Below are 16,813 nucleotides of genomic sequence, written 5' to 3'. Positions count from 1 at the left end.
CCGCTGCGTCGGCGCTGGCCGGATTCGCCGGAAGCCCAACGGTATTGATCGCCGCCCGGGCACTGCAGGGCGTCGGCGCGGCGGTCGTGATTCCGGCGCAGCTGGCGTTGCTGACCGCGACCTTCACCGATCCGGCCGCGCGGCGGCGGGCCTTCGGCGTTTGGACCGCCATGGGTGCGGCGGGCGCGGCCATCGGCACGGCCGTCGGCGGTCCGCTCACCGATGTGTTCGGCTGGCCGTCGATCTTCCTCATCAATCTGCCCGTGGGCGTGGCGGCACTGGCGGGACTCGTGCTGCTGCCAGGGGATTCGGCGCGGTCGGGCGGACGCCTCGACATACCCGGCGCGGTCACCGGAACTGTGGCACTGCTGATCCTCGGCTACGGCATCGGCGCGTGGGGCGATCCGGACGCCCGATCGCTCGCGGCCCCGCTGACCATCGCCGGGCTGCTCGGCGTGGCGGCCTTCCTGCTGATCGAGGCCCGCATCCCGCATCCGCTGCTGCCGCTGCGACTGTTCCACATCCGCCGGGTGAGCGGTTCGGCCGCGGTCAACACCCTCGTCGGCGCGGCGCACGTGCCCGCTTTCGCGCTGCTGGCGCTGTATCTGCAGAACACCCAGGGCTACAGCCCGACCCTGTCCGGGCTCGCGGTGCTGCCGGTGGCCGTGGTCAATATCGTGGTGTCCCGCACCGTGATTCCCTACGCCCTCGAACGGCTCGGCGCGACCGGGGTGCTCGCGGGCGGCCTGGCCCTGCAGGCGCTCGCACTCGGCTGGCTGGCCCGCCTGCCCGAACACGGCGACTACCCGATGGACGTGCTGCCCGCCGCCGTCGTCTTCGGCATCGGCCTACCCGCGGCCTTCGTCGGTGTCACCGCCCCCGCCGTCGAAGCGGTGGCCGAAACCGACCGCGGCATCGCGGCCGGCACCGTGAACACCGCCCAGCGCGTCGGCTCCGGACTCGGCGTCACCGCCGTACTCCTGCTCGCCCAATCCGTCACCGACGCCACTCACGACCATGTCCAGGGCCTCCGCGCGGGCTTCGCCGCCTCGGCGGCCCTGGCGCTGCTCGGCTGCCTGCTCACCCTGGCGATCCTGCGCATGCCGCGCCCGAACGGAGACGAGGCGGCGATGGCTGTCGCCGACAGGTCGGCTCCGTAATCGCGACGAAGCCACGGCTCGGCCGCGGCGGCCTACCGGAGCTCTCCGCTGACGACCCAGAGATGGCCGAACGGATCGCGCACTCGGCCCTGGCGTTTGCCGTAGGGCCGGTCCTCGATCGGGATTTCGAGCCGGGCCCCGTGCCGCAGCATGTTCGCCGCGGTGGCATCGGGGTCCGGCACGGTGAGTGTGAGCAGGACGGGGGAGCCGCCCACCGATTCGGGATCGCGCCATCCCCACTCCGCCACGCTCTGGGCCAGCGCGAAGACGACATCGCCCAACCTGAGTTCGGCGTGGTTGACGACACCGTCGTCATCGGCCACGCGCAGGCCCGGTTCGGCACCGAGGGCTTGGATGTAGAAGTCGATCGCGGAGTCGGCGTCGGAGACCAACAGTTTGGGGTGCAGTTCGGAGTTCATGCAGCCATGATCACGAGGAGGCGCGCCGCCAGCCTTGTAGATTTCGGCCCTCTTCCAGCAGCCACCCGGACGGCGTGGTGTTCATGAGGTCGCGAAAGTCGTGCACGAGGTGACTTTGATCGTGGTATCCGGATTCGGCCGCGACCTGCGCCCAGGAATCCGCGCCCGTGGCGGCGCGGTGTACGGCGGAGGACAACCGTGCGATCCGAGAGGCGAATTTGGGCGTGATGCCCAGCGACTGCCGCATGACCTCACGCAGCCGCCGGGGGCTCAGGTGTGCGGTGCGTGCCAGGTCCGCCACCGAGGCGCTGCCTCCGCTGGCTCCGATCCGCGCCAGGGTGTGGAGCGCGTCCTCGGCCCCCCGGACGGAATCGGCCCGGGACAACTGCTCGAGCAGCCGGAGGCGGGTGACGGCGGCGCGGTGCTCGGGCGGCTGTGCGGCCAGTTCCATGCCGAGCGAGCGCGCCCACGGGAGCACGGCGCCGGCATCCACCCCACCGGCGTTCACCTCGCTGAGCGGCACTCCGGTGAGCCGCTGGAACGCGGTGGGTGACAGTTCGGCATACACGGTCGGCTGCGCCGACCGCAGCGTCAGGGCCGGAGTCGCGACACCGGGGCGCAGGAATCCGGCCACGACGGCCTGAGCGGTCTCGACGCGCCCGTCGTAGCGCACCTCGAGCGGAGCGCCCAGGCTGATCACCAGCCGCGCGGACAGGGCAGGGACGGCCCGATGCGGTCGCGGTGGTCCGCGGTGGTCGCTGACGGCCACCACGCCGATACCCGCGGCCCGGCACGCCTGACTCAGATCCACCCCCGCATTGTCACACGAGCGGCATCGCGGCTTTCGACGCGTTACGCGGGCGGCGTCCGGCGAGTGTGATCGTGATGCTCCGGGTGCGGGGCGGGCATGCTCGAAAAGTGCGGCACGGGTGGCATTTTCGGTGGCATCGGCATATTCGGCACGGGTGGCATCGCCGGGATCGGCGGCATCGGCGGGGGTGGTGGAACGGGCGGGAAGGCCGCGTCGGGGCCGCCGAACCGCTGGAACGCCGCCTGTCGCGAGGTGCCGAACAGCTCACCGATCTCCGCCCAGGTGTGCCCCTCCACACGCGCCTGCTGCACGAGCATGCGCAGCACGCTGTCCACCACGCTGTCGAGACTGCGGGCGGCTTGTAGAGCGGCGATCACGGACGCGGCGGGCTTGCCGTCGGCGGGGTGCAGCACCTCGGCGACGAGTTCGGCATTGGCGGACAGCAGTTTCGCGAACACGGCCCGCTCATCGGCGGGGTCTCGCTGCGGGGATTCATCCATGTGTAAATGCTGCCTTGACAACACCTCGCGTGTCAAGGCAGCATTTACATGCTGGCCGGACTACCGCACCGAGGCCGCTGCCTGAATACTGGCGAGGTGACGGACGTATCCGAAGACATCGGTGATGACAGCCTGCGGGCGGTCGAGAAGGTCGTGGGGGCCGGCGACGCGGTGCGAGTGGGGTCGTTCCGGATGGAGTTCGCCGACCAGCGCTGGGAATGGTCGGACGAGATGGCGCGCCTGCACGGGTACGAGCCCGGTGACGTCGAGCCGAGCACGGAACTGCTGCTCTCGCACAAGCATCCCGACGACCGCGACCGCGTCGAAGCCGAACTGGTCACCTCGGTGCGCGACCACGCGCCGTTCTCCAGCCGCCACCGCATCATCGACACCGACGGGGACGAGCATCAGGTGGTCGTGGTGTCCGAACCGATCACCGACGACGACGGCATCGTCATCGGCACCGGCGGCTACTGCGTCGACCTCACCGACAGCCTCCCCGAATCCGTCGACCTACTCGGCGAGGTCCTGCCCGAGATCGTGGAACAGCGCGCCGCGATCGAACAGGCCAAGGGCATCCTCATGGCGATCTACGCCCTGTCACCCGATCAGGCGTTTCAGGTCCTGCGCTGGCGCTCCCAGGTCACCAACACCAAACTCCGCGACCTGGCCGCGGCGCTGGTGGCCGCGACGACCGCCACCCCGCCCATGGACGTCCGCGCCCGCACCCGCTTCGACCACGTCCTGCTGACCGTGCACGAACGAATCACCGATGACCGGTGACGCAGCGGAGTTCCCGCGTCCGGGGGCAATCAGTTCGCGGGGCAGTGCGTGTCCCGGTCGGGTCGCGTTCCGGCGGTGAGGAAAGCGGTGGCGATGTCGTTGGCGCAGGTGTTGGCCCCGAATGGATAGACGCCGTGCCCGCCCTGGTCGACGGTCACCATCCGGGCACGCGTGCCCAGGCTCTCGCGCATTTCCCGGGCACCGATCAGCGGTGTACCGGGGTCGCGCTCGTTCTGCAGGATGAGCACGTTGGAGGGACCCCGATCCGTGATCGGCACCCACGGCGCAGTCCGCGTATCGGGCCAGTACGCGCACGGCACGATATTGCCGGTGGAGCCCCCCATCATCGGATACCGCTCGCGATCCGCGGCGGCGCTGCGCTGGTAGTCGCCGATCTCGTGTGGCCAGCGTGAGTCCGCGCACAGCACCGCGTGGCGGCTGGAGATGAGGTTGTCGACGTCGCCCGGCGGCGGCGCTTCGGGCGCGGGCTGTCCGTTGTCGAGTGCCCGCCAGGACGCGGCCAGGGCGGGCAGGGCGGCGTCGCTGAACAGATAGTCCATGGTCATCCCGCGAAACCGGGTGCCGTCGATGCCGCCGATCGGGTCGGCGTCCAGGCGGGCGGCGAGATCGTCGAATGCGGCCTCGAGCTCGTCCAGGGTGCCGCCCAGTCCGTATTCGGGGTGTGCGGCGACGTACGCGGCGAAATCGGGGAAGCGCTCCTGCACCCCGCGCGCCAACCGCCGGAAGGCGGTGTGGTCGTAGCCGCCCGGACCCAGCGCGCTGTCGAGCACGATCCGGTCGCCGCGCCCGGGAAAGATCGTCGCGTACACCGCACCCAGCGCGGTGCCGTAGGAGTGGCCGAGGTAGGAGATCGTGTCCTCGCCCAGCGCCGCGCGGACGCGGTCCATATCGCGGGCGGTGTTCGCGGTGGTGGTGTGCGGCAGCAGCCACGCGCTGTCGGAGGTGGCGCACTGATCGGCGACAGCCCGCGCGAACTCGGCCTCCGTCGTGACGTCGGCGTCGGTGTGGGCGTAGGCGGGCAGATTCCGGCGCTGCCGCTGGGCTTCGCTCAGTCCGCACGTGACCGGCGTGGACTCGCCCACACCTCGGGGGTCCATACCGATCACGTCGTAGGCATCCAAGACCGACTGCGGCAGTTTCGCAGCGGCCAGCAGTGCCGGATAGCCCAGACCCGCGCCGCCGGGGCCACCGGGGTTGGTGAACAGCACCCCTCGGCGTTTGTCGGGGTGCGCGCTGGGCAAGCGTGAGATCGCGATGTCGATCCGGCGGCCGTCGGGGTCGCGGTAATCCAACGGGACGGTGAGCCGTGCGCACTGCATCCGATCCGCGGCGGCGGATTCGGGACACGCACCCCAGACCGGGGCGGCGACCACCTCGGCTGCGGTCGTCGGCTCGTCCCTCGACACCCACACCACGGCACCCGCCACGAGCACCGCGGCGGCAGCGGCGGCGAGTCCGACAGTCAGGGCCTTGCTCGGCATGGCGGGTCCTCCTCGGCGTCGTCGATCGGTGCTGGGCTACCTCGCGGTCGAGCATTACTCATCGCCGATACCGAGCACATCCGCCTTACGGTTGGACCCGAACGCGACCTGGGTCCCGGGTGGGTACGCCTGTGGTCGCACCTACCGAGCTCGCGGCGATGTGCACGATCGCTACAAGCCGAGTTTGGTGACGGCGTTGTCCTCCAAGGGATTCGCGGTGCGGATGTAGCCGTGCACGGTGCGCGGATTGGACCAGCGGCCCTGGCGCATGATCTCGCGGTCGCTGGCTCCGCCCAGGGCGGCCTGGGTGGCGAAACCGGCGCGCAGGGAATGGCCGGAGAACAGGTCGGGGTCCAGACCCGCGCGGGCGGCATAGCGTTTCACCAGTTCGGCGACGGCTCGGCCGGACATGGACTGATCGCCGATCCCGCCGTGGCGGTTGACGGTGGGGAAGAGCGGCACGTCGGCGGACTCGGCGAGGGTGGTGCCGGTGAAGCCGTGGCAACGGTGGATGTCGCTGTCGGGCAGCCGGTCGGCGAGGGCGCCGCGGACCGCGACAGTTCCTCCGGCCGTGTGGATTTCGAGGAGACGCACCCAGTCGGCGAAGGCGCACACCGGGCAGGTGTGCGGGCGCTGCCCGCGCGGCAGCGCCACCCGCTGCTCGGCGACACCGGTCGGGTCGGTCTTGGTGGTGGGCAGGTGCACGAGCAGGACCGGTTCCCCGGTGGTGTGATCCTGCTGCACCCGCACGTCCGCGATCCGGAGCCCGGCGAGTTCGCTGCGTCGCAGCGCGCCCGCGAAACCGATCAGCAAGGCCAGGCGATCGCGCCGCCGCGCCGGTTCGGCCGGCCACCCGGACGCGGGCAGCTGGGCCAGCAGCTGGTCGAGGGTGTGCAGCAGTACCGGACGTTTGCGGGTCGGGGGTGTCCGGCGGGTGCGGCGAATACCGCGCAGTGTCAACCGAACCACGTCCGACCGGGTGGGCGAGGGCAGCCCATTGGCCGCGTGCACCGCCGCGATGGCCGCCGCCTTGCGCTCCAGCGTGGCCGGGCTGAACGCCCATTCGCCGGTATCGCGCCGAGCGTCCGCCGCGGCGGCCAGATAGACCGCCACATCCAGCGCGTCCGCGGGCAGCGCCTGCCGCCCCTCGGCCGCACACCAGGCCGCCCACCCGATCCAATCGGACCGGTACGCCCGCACCGTATTTCCCGACTGCGACGCCTCCAGATACCGGCGCAACGCCCCCGCCTGCGCACCGTCGAACCGCTCCCGCACCAGCCGCAGCGCCGCCGCGTCCACCAGTACGCTCCCGACACCGCGCCGCAACTCGCCACGCACCGCATCGGGCACGGCGACAACAGCATTCGGGGTGCCGCCCACCTCGGGGGAAACGGTCACCGTGTCATCGCCATTGACCCCGGAGTCGCTCACAACAGACCAGCCTAGGCGCAATCCGCCCCTTATCCGGCCTTCCGCGCCGACTCGCGCGCCCGGTCAGGACCGGCCCAGCACACCGAACGGAGCCTCCACCGGCCCGCCGCCCAACGGCATGGTCCATCCCGGCGTGGTGTACGGCGGAACCTCGCATCCACACGGTGTCGGCACCTCCCAGGTCGTGGCGGGCGGCCCCGAATCGCACAACATCACGCACCCACCCGGCAACCCCGATCCAGGCTGCGGATAGTCCGAACTCTGAGACCCCCCGAACGCCACCGCGGGAACTGCGGCGGCCGACACGACCCCGACCCCGATTCCGAGCAATACCGCCATCGGCCACTCCCTTCGATCGCCCTCCGATCCCATCGACCCGGACACTCCGGGCATCGACCGCCATAACCCCGGCCCCCACCCGTAAACCCGCCCGGCGAGTCCCCACACCGACACGCCAATTCACCTGAGCCCCCAGCGAATTCCCGTTAACGTTCCCTCCGTGCCCTCCTATCTGCACGAAGGCCTGGTGGAACTGTTTCGTAACCGCCCAGAGCTGGCGGCTGGCTACCTCTCCGAGGTTTTCGGCATCCGTCTACCACCATTTCGCGACATTCGCTCCGAACCGTGCGACTTCACCGACATCGGCCCGAAGGAGTTCCGCGGCGATACCGCTCTTTCCCTGGTCGACGGTGCGGGCGAGGCGGTGGCGGGCATCGTGGTGGAGGTCCAGCTCTGCCGCGACGAGAGTCGCCGTTGGGCGTGGCCCGTCTACGCGGCCACGCTGCGCTCCCGCCTGCGCTGTCCCGTCTTCCTCCTGGTTGTTTCGCCGATTCCGGAGATAGCCGAATGGAGCCGGACCGGAATAGCCATGGGGCACCCCGGCTGGGTGCTGCGGCCCATGGTGCTCGGACCGGACGGAATTCCGGCGGTCACCGACCGCGATTCGGCGGTCGAGGTGCCGGAGCGCGCCGTGCTCTCGGCCATTGCGCACGCCGAGGGGCCGCAGGCCGACAAGGTCCTGTTCGCGCTGCTCGAAGGGTTGCGACAGGCCGATGACGAGCGCGCCAAAATGTACTATGACGTCGTACACGCCGCACTGTCGGTCGCAGCGCGGAACCACTTGGAGGTACTGATGAGCACGGCGTATGAGTATCAGAGTGATTTCGCTCGGAAGTATATCGCCGAGGGCAGGAGCGAGGGGCGAGCCGAAGGGGAAGCGACGGCCGTATTGACCGTGCTGGAGACCCGAGGGATCCCGATCGGCGCCGAGGTGCGTGAGCGGGTGTTGGGGTGTGCGGATACCGAGCGGCTCGAGGCGTGGTTGCGGCGGGCTGTGACGGTGGCGACGGCCGAGGAGCTGTTCGGCTGATCTTCTCTATCCTGGTCGGATGGGCGCGGTCACGAGTTCGTTGGTGCTGGTGGGGGCGGATCTGGATGCCGTGACGACGGTGGGGCGGGAGGACGAGCCCGGGGCGGCGGGGCTGAGCGGGACCGATGTGGACGGCATCTGGGAGGCCGTGCGGGAGTGGTACCGGATGGGGACCACTCCCGCGATCCAGGTGTGCGTGCGGCGGCACGGGCAGGTCGTGCTGAATCGGGCGATCGGACACGGGTGGGGGAATGCGCCGGGCGATGGCGATACAGGCGATGGTGATACAGCGGAAAAGGTGGTGGTGACCACCGAGATGCCGTTCTGCGGCTTCTCGACCGCCAAGGGCGTGTCGGCGGCGCTCATGTTCATGCTCATCGAGCAGGGTGCGTTCGCCCTCGAAGATCCGGTGAGCCGCTACATTCCGGAGTTCGCGGCACACGGCAAGGACCGCATCACCATCGGCGATGTGCTCTCGCATGCCGCGGGGGTGCCGTTCATCACGCCGCCGTACCGGGGTTCGGAACTGGTTCTCGACGAAGAACTGGCGGTGCGGGCGCTGCGCGACCTCGAACCGAGTTGGCGACCCGGCCGCCTGCGCGTGTATCACGCTCTGACCAGCGGATTGATTCAACGACTGCTCGTGCAGCGGGCCACGGGCGCCCGGATGCGCGACCATTTGCGGGAGCAGGTGCTCGAACCGCTCGGCTTCCGGTGGACCAACTTCGGGGTACGGCCCGCGGACGTCGACCGGGTAGTGCCGAGCGTGCGGGTCGGGCCGGGACCGTCGCGGGTGTGGCGCTATCTGGCCGGTCGTGCGCTCGGCGGCGGCCTGTCCGGGCGCACCGATGCGGCCGCCGAGCGGGCATTCCTCACCGCGGAACTGCCCTCGGGCAATCTGGTGACCACGGCATACGAACTGTCCCGGTTCTACGAAATCCTCGCGCGCGGTGGTGAATTGGACGGTGTGCGCATCATGCACCCGGAAACGGTCCAAGCCGCCGTCCGCCCGGCCAGGTGGATTCCGAGTATCGCCGGTCGAGTCTCGGTGGCCGGGTACGAACTCGGCGGCCGCCGCTCGAAGTTCGGCCGGAACACCGAATCCCATTTCGGCCGCAGCGGACTGACCACCCAGTACGGTTGGGCGGATCCGGCGCGCGGGCTCGCGGGCGCGATCCTCACCAGCGGCAAAGCCGTCGCCGACACCGAACGCCCGTGGCGACTCGTCGCCCGTATCTCCGACACGGTCCGCCGTCCTTGATCAGCGCACGGCGAGCAGCATCACGATCGGCGCGTTGATCAGTCCGTGCATCAGCAGCTGCACCCACGGATTGCGGTGCCGCGACCACAGATAGCCCAGGAACAGCCCGTCCACACCGAGTTTCGCCACGGCCGCCGCCAGGTCCACCCCCACCCCGGCGATACTCAGCAGCGCGGAATGCCAGGACGCCCACAACACGCTGGCCACCAGAATGGCGGGCCACCGTCCGTAGCGGGATTCGAGCCGGGTCTGTAGCCAGAACCGGTAGAACACCTCCTCGATCACCGCATTGAGCAGGAAGACCAGCGCGATCGTCACCACATCCGGTACCACGCCATCCGACTCCGGCCCGGTCAGGGAGCGGACCAGTTCGAACGCGGCCACCGCGGCCAAGGGACGCAACCACCGGCCGCGCGTGCTCGGTGCGGTCCATTCCCGCCAGGTCACCAGCCGCGACGCCCACGGAATCGCGACCAGCAGCACGAGTTTGAGCCCAACGAACCACAGGTCGGTCCGCGGCGCGAGATGCAGCCCCACCGTGAACGCCACCCCCAGCCCCGCCAACACGACCGCCTGTCGGGTGACCCGGCGCGGATCCGCCGCCGCGAAGGGATCCCGCGCCGGTTCGCGTGGCGGAATCGCCCAGGCCAGCGCCAGCCCGGCGAGTGCGGGCAGCCACAGCAGCCACAGGGCGACGGTTTCGGCGTCGTCCCCGGAGTAGCGCACCGCGGTGTGGCCGGTGCCGATCAGGACGACGAGCGCCGCGACGTACGCGGCGATCCCACCGACCAGCAGAGCGGTACTCGTTCGGGACGGGGTGTGCACCCCGCCCACGGTAGCCGCCGATGATCATCGACAGCCATTCCGCCAACCCGACCGGCCGGGCGGGGTGAACCTCGTAGACTTGCCGATGTCAGCGGCACGGACCCGATCGAAGGGTGCCAACATGACGACGATCGTGATGACAGGCGGCAGTTCCGGTTTCGGCGCGATCACGGCGGAACGGCTCGCGCGCTCATCGGGGATACGGCTGATCACGGGGGAACGCTCCCCGTCCGCCGATGCCATCGCACTCGATCTCGCCAGTCTGGAATCCGTGCGGGCTTTCGCGACGGCGGTGCGGGAATCGCTGGGCGAGAACATGATCGATGTGCTGATTCTCAACGCGGGCACGATCCTGCCCGATGCCGCGGGACGCACGGCCGACGGCTACGAAACCTGTTTCGCCGTCAATCATCTCGCCCACTATCTGCTGCTGCGGCTCCTGCTGCCGTCGCTGGCGGAGAAGGGGCGAATCGTGTTGACCACGAGTGGAACCCACGATCCCGCGACCGGAGCAAGCCTGGCTCTGCCCCGGCATGCCGATGCCGAACTGCTCGCCCACCCGGACCGGGATCCGGGCCGCCACCCGAACGCCCGCACCGCGGGCCAGCACGCCTACACGGCATCGAAACTGTGCGCCGTGCTCACCGTTCGCGCCCTCGATGCCCACGCGGACATCCGGTCTCGCCACATCACCGCCCTCGCCTACGACCCGGGGCAGGTCTTCGGCACCGGGCTGGCCCGAGATCTGGCGCTGCCGCTGCGGATCGCGTGGTCGGTCCTCGGCACGCCGGTCGGCGCTCCGCTGCGCCGGTTCAACCGCAATCTCAATACCCGCGTGGCCGCCGCGAACGCCCTGGCGGATCTCGCGCTCGGCACGGTCACACCGCCGCCGGGACGCACCTACGCCGCGCTGCGACACGGCGAGCTCACCTGGCCGGACCCCTCCGAACTGGCTCGTCGCGACGATCTGGCGGCGGCACTGTGGGATGACAGCGCCCGTCTGGTCGGGCTAGCCGACTGAACGGGAGCATCCGTCGGGCACCAGCCGTCCGGCGATCAGGTCGTCGGCCCACCGGGCGAGCGTGGGGACAGCGAACGCACCGACCATGAAGTGCTCACCGGGCAGGACCTCCAGCCGTACCCGTGCACCGGCCCGACACCAGTTGTCGTACACCTCCCGCGCACCCGCGAGCGGAATCCAGAATTCGTCCACTCCGTGGTAGAGCAAGACCGGAACCTCCGGTGCGAGCGTGCCCAAGGTGTTGTCCGCCACGACCTTTCGCACCATGGGCAGTGCGAAGGGGTCGGGATGGTCGGTCAGCACGTCCAAGGTGATGGGGGCGATGAACCCGAGCGCCGCCTCGACGGCGACGCACGCGTCCCGCAGGGCGTGCGCCAGCCGCCAGCCGTTGTCGTTGAGCAGTGTCAGCAACTGGGGGTATTCGCGGGCGAGACCCAGTGTCGCCGCGAGGAAGACGCCCGTGGCGGCATTGCCGCTCATGGTGCGCACGAGCTGGCCGTAGTCGGCGGGGAGTCCGCCGATGAGGGCACCGGCTAGGGCGAGTTCGGGTGCGTAGGCGGGTGCCAGTTCCGCCGCCCACCCGGTGGCGATGGCGCCGCCGGAGTAGCCGGACAGCACGATCGGGCTCTGCGGGGTGAGGTCGGGCAGCCCGAGCCGGACGGCGGTGCGCACCGCGTCGAGCACGGCATGTCCGCCCATATGCCCGGCGGCGTACGCCTGCCGCGGACCCTGGTGGTCCGGCACGAGCACGGCGTAGTTCGCGGCGAGCAGCAGCTGGATCGACCAGAGATCGGCCTGGATGCCCTGTTTGAGCTGATACGAAGGGGCGCAGGTATTTCCGAGGGAGCTGGTTGGGATGTTGTAGGAGATGAGCGGGCGCGGGCCGGGGCGTTCCCATGCCGTGGTCGGCGTGTACAGGGTCGCGACCACGGGTGCGGGTCGGCCACGCGCGTCCGTGGATCGGAGCAGCAGTTCGACCGCTCGCACCGGGGTCGGAAACCAGTGCTGGACCGACCGCGCCGCCAGCAGTCCGCCCGGTGCGAGCTCTTCCCACCCGGGCGGCGGCGTGTAGAACGGGTCATCGAGCGGAGTCGGCAGCACCGACGCGAGCCGGCGCGGCGGATCGACGATATCGCGGCCGGGATCGGCGTATGCGGGCAACGCCGGAGCCAGTACGGCGGCCACGGCGGCGAGGGTGGTCCACACGCGGGCGCATACCCGCTGACGACCTTGCATGCCGAAATCCTGGCATAAGTACTGATCGGTCTTCTTGTTACACACCGGCGTGCCGCGCACAAGTTACAAGCATTCGTTTCAGTCGGGCAGCAGGGGAACGGACAAGCCCTCGCCACGCCGCAGCAGCGCCGCTCGCGTCACCGCGCCCGCACCGAAACGGTCGTGCAGTGCGTCCAACGTCGAGTCGAGCGTGGACTCCGCACGCGGCTCGAACGGCAGCGACAGCTGCATACTCTCGGCATGGTCGAGATTCGTCAGTGACAGTCCGATGAGGGTCACGCCACGCTCGTGAATCATCGGCAACGCGGCCGCGAGGAGGGCACGGGCGGCCCGCAGCACGACCGCGCCGCTGTCGGTCGCCTCCGCCAGGGTGTGCGAGCGCGTGGCCCGGCTGAAATCGTCGAACCGCAAGCGCAGCACCACGGTTCGGCATACGCGGTGCGCGGCGCGCAGGCGGCGGCCGAGTCGGTCGGCCAGACCGTGCAGATACGCCTCCAACTCCTCGTCACCGCGCGAGCGTCGGCCGAGGGCGCGCTGCGCACCGATGGATCGCCGCCGTCGACCGGTGTCGACACGGCGCGGATCGCGCGCCCAGGACAGCGCGTACAGATGCCGTCCGGCAGCGGGGCCGAGCGCCGCCGCGAGCGCGCTCTCACCCATCTCCGCCAACTGTCCGACCCGGGTGATGCCGCGCTCATGCAGCTCCCGGGCTGTCACCTCGCCCACGCCCCACAGCCGCTCCACCGGCAGCGGGTGTAGGAACTCCAGTTCCTGGTCCGGCGGAACCTCCAGCAGCCCATCGGGTTTGGAAACGGCGCTGGCCACCTTGGCCAGGAATTTCGTCCGCGCCACCCCCACCGAGATCGGCAAACCCACCTCGTCGCGCACCCGGGCGCGCAGTCGCCGCGCGATTTCCACCGGCTCCCCGGCGATCCGCCGGAGTCCGCCCACATCCAGGAACGCCTCGTCGATCGAGATCCCCTCCACCTCCGGAGTGGTGTCCCGGAAGATCTCGAACACCGCCTTGCTGGCCTGGGCGTACGCGCCCATCCGCGGCGGCACCACCAGTGCGTGCGGACACAGCCGCCGGGCCTGCCTCCCGTTCATGGGCGTGCGCACCCCGAACGCCTTCGCCTCATAGCTCGCCGCCAGCACCACGCCCGGGCCGACGATCACCGGCTTTCCGCGCAGTCGAGGGTTGTCCCGCTGTTCGACCGAGGCATAGAACGAGTCGAGATCCGCGTGCAGAATCGACGCCCGCTCGGGGCGTGGACCAGGTGTTCCGGATCTCGACACGAACATATGTTCGCATACCGATCTGTCTGTTTTCTACCCTTTGGCACGGCGGCTCCATGACACAGGTCACTCCGGGGCGGGTGTCACGGATATGGGCCGGGCGGCGTCTGATGCTCGACCGGCTGTCCACCTGGCACGCCGGTAGGCATACCGAAGGAGAAGAAGCACATGAACCTCGCCCTCTGGATCGTCGCCGGGTTGCTCGCCGTGCTCGCGCTGTTCGGCGGCCTCACCAAGGCGTTCATGAACAAAGCGAAACTGGATGAGCTGGGGGAGAAGTCCGGTGGCGGCTGGACCATTCATGCGAGTACGGGATTCGTCCGGACACTCGGAGCCCTGGAGTTGCTGGCGGCGGCCGGATTCGTGCTGCCCGCCGCGCTCGATATCGCACCGGTGCTGGTGCCGGTGACCGCCGTGTGCTGGATTCTGCTGATGATCGGCGCGATGATCACCCACGGACGCTACGGGCAGTACAAGTTCGTCGCGGTGAACTTCATCTACCTCGCCATGGCGGCCTTCGTCGCGTGGGGCCGCTTCGGTCCCGAATCCTTCACCGGCTGACGCGGGTAGGCCACACCGTTACCGGGGCGGTCCGGTAACTGGACCGTACCCACGTACCCTGAGCAGTATGAAGCTCCAGGTGGAGCAGGACGACGGACCCTTCTACGACGGCGGTGAGGCACCCGCCGAGGAGGCGGCGGGCACCATCGACTCCGAGGCGGTCGTCGTCAACGTCCCGCCCGTGGAGCCACCGGAGCCGAGGAACGAATCCGAGGATTCGGTCGGGGGATTCGCCGCGGAGCCCGATCTCGCCATCGTGTTGGACCGACGGTTCAACAACACCACCCGGCGTGAGGAGTTCCGGCTCACGCGGCGGATCGGCTACTACGACGACGCCCCGGAGGTGGGTGTCGGTCGCATCCTGGTACCCGCCGACCTGGAGAACTGGACCACCGATCTCACCTCGGTCCCGGCCTTCCTGACCTGGTTGGTCCCCAAGACCGGCGCACATCTGCCCGCAGCCATCCTGCACGACGGTCTGGTGCTGTCCAAGAACGAGCCAGCGAGCTACATCGCCGAACGCGAGATCCACCGCGACGAGGCCGACCGCATCTTCCGCGACGCCATGGGCAAGACGGGTACCGGGCTGATCCGCCGCTGGATGGTCTGGTCGGCGGTCACCGCCGCGACCATCTACCACGCCCGCCAGGTCGACTGGTCGCGAAAGCAGAAGTGGCATTACCGCGGTGCCCTGTGGGGCAGCCTGCTCGCGATTGTCCTGCTGGGCATCTGGTCCACCCTCGACCTGCTGAACATCGACGGCATCCCGGGCGTACCGTGGATCGGCGAACGCCCGATCCCGGCCCTGATCGGCGGCTTCGCCGGCGCGATCCTGATCCCGCTGCTCCTCGGCACCGCCTGGGGCAAGTTCCGAACGGCTGGATGGATCATCGGTCCGCTGGTCGCCTTGATCGTCCCCGCGATCGTTCCCATTCTGCTGATCGGTGTGCTCTACATCGGCGTCGAGCGGCTACAGGAATTCAGCCCACCCCTGGCCAGAGCCCTGGCCATCGTCTTCGTCGCGGCGCTCGTGGTCGTCTTCGCGCTGTCGTGGTGGTACGCCTGAGGCCGTTCACCTCAGGACCACGCGAATCACCTTCGTACGCAGCGGGAAATCGAACTCGCCGCCAGCGGTTTCCGGGTGCCCGGCGAGATAGGCCGCAATCCTGTCCAGCACCTCGGCGCGCTCGGCTCGGGGGAGGACCAGGGTATGTGAATGCGTCCCGATCGTGGTGGTGAGACTTTCGGCCGTACGTCGCTGCATATGGGGGAACTCCGCCCGGTTCGGAGGATGGAACAGCGGATGGCCGACCAGACTGTCATCCATGCCCGGGGCGGTCGACACCGACGAGCGCGCGATGCGATTCAATTCGGCGATCCACTCGATCGACGTGTCCGGGGAATTCCAGAAGGCCGCCACCACGCCACCGGGGCGCAGCACACGGGCGAACTCTGGGAATGCCCGAGCTTGGTCGAACCAGTGGAACGCCTGACCGGCCAGCACGGCATCGACCGAGGCATCCTGGAGCGGAATCGATTCCGCCGCACCCGCCATCGTCGGCACCTCGGGGTAACGGCGTGCCAGCACCGCCCGCATCTCCGCATCCGGTTCGACCGCGGTCACATGCGCACCCACAGCGAGGAGCACGCCGGTGAGCTTCCCTGTGCCCGCGCCGATATCGAGGATCCGGGGCCGTCCGCTCACCGGTTCGAGCGCCCACCGCACCGCGTGGATCGGATAGTCGGGCCGGTGCTCGTCGTAGGACTCCGCCGCCGCGCCGAACGAATTCGCTCGCCTCGCCAGTAGTTCCGGCGGCTGGGATCTCCACTCGTTCGCCGGGGTCATCTGATCATGCTACGGCGACTCCGCCGATGTCCGGTTTGCGCCGATGCTGCTCAGGTCTGGCACGGGGGTACCACCGAGCACAGTTTTTCTAGAGTTTCGTTGGCCTTTAGTAGCGTTTGGCCCAACCAAACTAAACGTATTGTTTGCGTGGTGGATCAGGGGATTGAGCAATTTCTAACACCCGATAAGGTTCACTTATCGGAGGTCAGAACGGCGTGAGTTGATTTGCGGAACTGAGGGATTCGTTTCGTGTCGTTCCGTTGGAAATGACGAAACAAACGCTACGATTCTGTTCGTGTCGAGCATCTGCAACTATCCAGGCTGCACCCGCCCCATCCATCGCGGCGGCGGGCCGGGACGGCCTTCCGAGTACTGTGACCATCCCGAGCACACGCGCTGGCGGGCGTGGCGGGAGCGGCAGCGGTTGCAGCAGGCGGAGGGAGAGACCCCGGCCACTAATGTCACTGTGACGCAACAGGGGCCGGTGACGGTGGCGCGGATGCGGGCCGATGAATTGCTCGTGCAGTTCCGTGGGCTCGCGGAGCAGTTGGGGACGACGCTGTCGGCGGCGGTGGCGGAGATGTCCACGCTGGCCGATCCATCCGTCGCGGAGGCTCAGGTGAGGGCGGTGCAGGCGGACGCCGCGCACCGAATCGCGGAGGCCGAGATGGCGGCAGCCGCGGCCGAGCAGGCGCGGCGAGACAGCGAGGAGGCGCGGGCGGCGGCGGAATCGGCGGCCGAGGACGCGGCGAGCGCCCCCCCAGCCGCGGCGGGCCGGGTCGCGGGGGGGGG

At 69.4% G+C, this 16,813-nt stretch carries 16 protein-coding genes and 1 pseudogene; 8 read left to right on the top strand and 9 right to left on the bottom strand.

What is annotated here, in order from left to right; all coding sequences use genetic code 11:
- Nucleotides 1-1,160, top strand: a 1,160-nt coding sequence (locus QK444_RS15935; protein ID WP_282781102.1) for an MFS transporter, incomplete at its 5' end; no start/stop codon positions are given.
- Between the two features lie 32 nt (nt 1,161-1,192).
- Here the strand turns inward: QK444_RS15935 and QK444_RS15930 are convergent.
- The 3 genes from QK444_RS15930 to QK444_RS15920 are packed head-to-tail and all read right to left on the bottom strand — an operon-like array spanning nt 1,193 to nt 2,890.
- On the bottom strand, nt 1,193-1,579 hold the full coding sequence (locus QK444_RS15930; protein WP_282781100.1) for a VOC family protein: 387 nt from the start codon (nt 1,577-1,579) through the stop codon (nt 1,193-1,195).
- A 10-nt stretch (nt 1,580-1,589) separates the two neighbouring features.
- Nucleotides 1,590-2,390, bottom strand: a complete 801-nt coding sequence (locus QK444_RS15925) for a helix-turn-helix domain-containing protein (RefSeq protein ID WP_282781098.1) — start codon at nt 2,388-2,390, stop codon at nt 1,590-1,592.
- Nucleotides 2,391-2,431: 41 nt separating this feature from the next.
- Nucleotides 2,432-2,890 (bottom strand): hypothetical protein, encoded by a 459-nt coding sequence (locus QK444_RS15920; protein ID WP_282781096.1) that lies wholly within the window; start codon nt 2,888-2,890, stop codon nt 2,432-2,434.
- Nucleotides 2,891-2,986: 96 nt separating this feature from the next.
- Between QK444_RS15920 and QK444_RS15915 the strand changes: the two genes are divergently transcribed.
- Nucleotides 2,987-3,673, top strand: coding sequence for a PAS and ANTAR domain-containing protein (locus QK444_RS15915; protein ID WP_282781094.1), 687 nt, complete (start codon nt 2,987-2,989; stop codon nt 3,671-3,673).
- 29 nt (nt 3,674-3,702) lie between these two features.
- Here the strand turns inward: QK444_RS15915 and QK444_RS15910 are convergent, their stop codons facing one another.
- Both QK444_RS15910 and QK444_RS15905 read right to left on the bottom strand, forming a co-directional pair.
- Nucleotides 3,703-5,175, bottom strand: a complete 1,473-nt coding sequence (locus tag QK444_RS15910; RefSeq protein WP_282781092.1) for an alpha/beta hydrolase — start codon at nt 5,173-5,175, stop codon at nt 3,703-3,705.
- A 171-nt stretch (nt 5,176-5,346) separates the two neighbouring features.
- Nucleotides 5,347-6,606: a site-specific integrase gene (locus tag QK444_RS15905; protein ID WP_282781090.1), complete on the bottom strand. Its 1,260-nt coding sequence runs from the start codon at nt 6,604-6,606 to the stop codon at nt 5,347-5,349.
- A 499-nt stretch (nt 6,607-7,105) separates the two neighbouring features.
- Here QK444_RS15905 and QK444_RS15900 point away from each other — a divergent pair, with 499 nt between their 5' ends.
- Both QK444_RS15900 and QK444_RS15895 read left to right on the top strand, forming a co-directional pair.
- Entirely contained in the window at nt 7,106-7,975 is an 870-nt protein-coding gene (locus QK444_RS15900) for a hypothetical protein (protein WP_282781088.1), read from the top strand.
- A 19-nt stretch (nt 7,976-7,994) separates the two neighbouring features.
- Nucleotides 7,995-9,236, top strand: coding sequence for a serine hydrolase domain-containing protein (locus QK444_RS15895; RefSeq protein WP_282781086.1), 1,242 nt, complete (start codon nt 7,995-7,997; stop codon nt 9,234-9,236).
- Here the strand turns inward: QK444_RS15895 and QK444_RS15890 are convergent, their stop codons facing one another.
- Entirely contained in the window at nt 9,237-10,061 is an 825-nt protein-coding gene (locus tag QK444_RS15890) for a CPBP family intramembrane glutamic endopeptidase (protein ID WP_282781084.1), read from the bottom strand. It abuts the gene before it with no gap.
- A 121-nt stretch (nt 10,062-10,182) separates the two neighbouring features.
- On the opposite strand from QK444_RS15890, the gene QK444_RS15885 reads away from it, so the two are divergent.
- Complete coding sequence (locus QK444_RS15885) at nt 10,183-11,082, top strand: SDR family NAD(P)-dependent oxidoreductase (RefSeq protein ID WP_282781082.1); 900 nt, start codon at nt 10,183-10,185, stop codon at nt 11,080-11,082.
- Here the strand turns inward: QK444_RS15885 and QK444_RS15880 are convergent.
- Nucleotides 11,071-12,318 carry a lipase family protein gene (locus QK444_RS15880; protein ID WP_282781080.1) on the bottom strand — a complete coding sequence of 416 codons (1,248 nt, stop codon included), beginning with the start codon at nt 12,316-12,318 and terminating at the stop codon, nt 11,071-11,073. The two genes, QK444_RS15885 and QK444_RS15880, sit on opposite strands and share 12 nt — an antisense overlap.
- 78 nt (nt 12,319-12,396) lie before the next feature.
- Complete coding sequence (gene dinB / locus QK444_RS15875; protein WP_282781078.1) at nt 12,397-13,620, bottom strand: DNA polymerase IV; 1,224 nt, start codon at nt 13,618-13,620, stop codon at nt 12,397-12,399.
- Nucleotides 13,621-13,782: 162 nt separating this feature from the next.
- Here dinB and QK444_RS15870 point away from each other — a divergent pair, with 162 nt between their 5' ends.
- On the top strand, nt 13,783-14,175 hold the full coding sequence (locus tag QK444_RS15870) for a DoxX family protein (protein ID WP_282781077.1): 393 nt from the start codon (nt 13,783-13,785) through the stop codon (nt 14,173-14,175).
- A 67-nt stretch (nt 14,176-14,242) separates the two neighbouring features.
- On the top strand, nt 14,243-15,241 hold the full coding sequence (locus tag QK444_RS15865; protein ID WP_282781075.1) for a DUF1353 domain-containing protein: 999 nt from the start codon (nt 14,243-14,245) through the stop codon (nt 15,239-15,241).
- A 6-nt stretch (nt 15,242-15,247) separates the two neighbouring features.
- Here QK444_RS15865 and QK444_RS15860 read toward each other — a convergent pair whose 3' ends face one another.
- On the bottom strand, nt 15,248-16,021 hold the full coding sequence (locus tag QK444_RS15860; protein ID WP_282781073.1) for a class I SAM-dependent methyltransferase: 774 nt from the start codon (nt 16,019-16,021) through the stop codon (nt 15,248-15,250).
- A 295-nt stretch (nt 16,022-16,316) separates the two neighbouring features.
- Here QK444_RS15860 and QK444_RS15855 point away from each other — a divergent pair.
- A pseudogene (locus tag QK444_RS15855) lies at nt 16,317-16,813 on the top strand (hypothetical protein); the annotation flags it as partial.

It is taken from the genome of Nocardia sp. CC201C, assembly GCF_030010695.1.
Classification (GTDB): domain Bacteria; phylum Actinomycetota; class Actinomycetes; order Mycobacteriales; family Mycobacteriaceae; genus Nocardia; species Nocardia otitidiscaviarum.
This window is presented reverse-complemented; position numbering and strand designations above follow the sequence as displayed.

Coding starts and splice junctions, on each gene's coding strand:
- QK444_RS15930 (WP_282781100.1), bottom strand. CDS start 1,579: ATGAACTCCGAACTGCACCCCAAACTGTTGGTCTCCGACGCCGACTCC.
- QK444_RS15920 (WP_282781096.1), bottom strand. CDS start 2,890: ATGGATGAATCCCCGCAGCGAGACCCCGCCGATGAGCGGGCCGTGTTC.
- QK444_RS15910 (WP_282781092.1), bottom strand. CDS start 5,175: ATGCCGAGCAAGGCCCTGACTGTCGGACTCGCCGCCGCTGCCGCCGCG.
- QK444_RS15895 (WP_282781086.1), top strand. CDS start 7,995: ATGGGCGCGGTCACGAGTTCGTTGGTGCTGGTGGGGGCGGATCTGGAT.
- QK444_RS15885 (WP_282781082.1), top strand. CDS start 10,183: ATGACGACGATCGTGATGACAGGCGGCAGTTCCGGTTTCGGCGCGATC.
- QK444_RS15880 (WP_282781080.1), bottom strand. CDS start 12,318: ATGCAAGGTCGTCAGCGGGTATGCGCCCGCGTGTGGACCACCCTCGCC.
- dinB (WP_282781078.1), bottom strand. CDS start 13,620: ATGTTCGTGTCGAGATCCGGAACACCTGGTCCACGCCCCGAGCGGGCG.
- QK444_RS15870 (WP_282781077.1), top strand. CDS start 13,783: ATGAACCTCGCCCTCTGGATCGTCGCCGGGTTGCTCGCCGTGCTCGCG.
- QK444_RS15865 (WP_282781075.1), top strand. CDS start 14,243: ATGAAGCTCCAGGTGGAGCAGGACGACGGACCCTTCTACGACGGCGGT.
- QK444_RS15860 (WP_282781073.1), bottom strand. CDS start 16,021: ATGACCCCGGCGAACGAGTGGAGATCCCAGCCGCCGGAACTACTGGCG.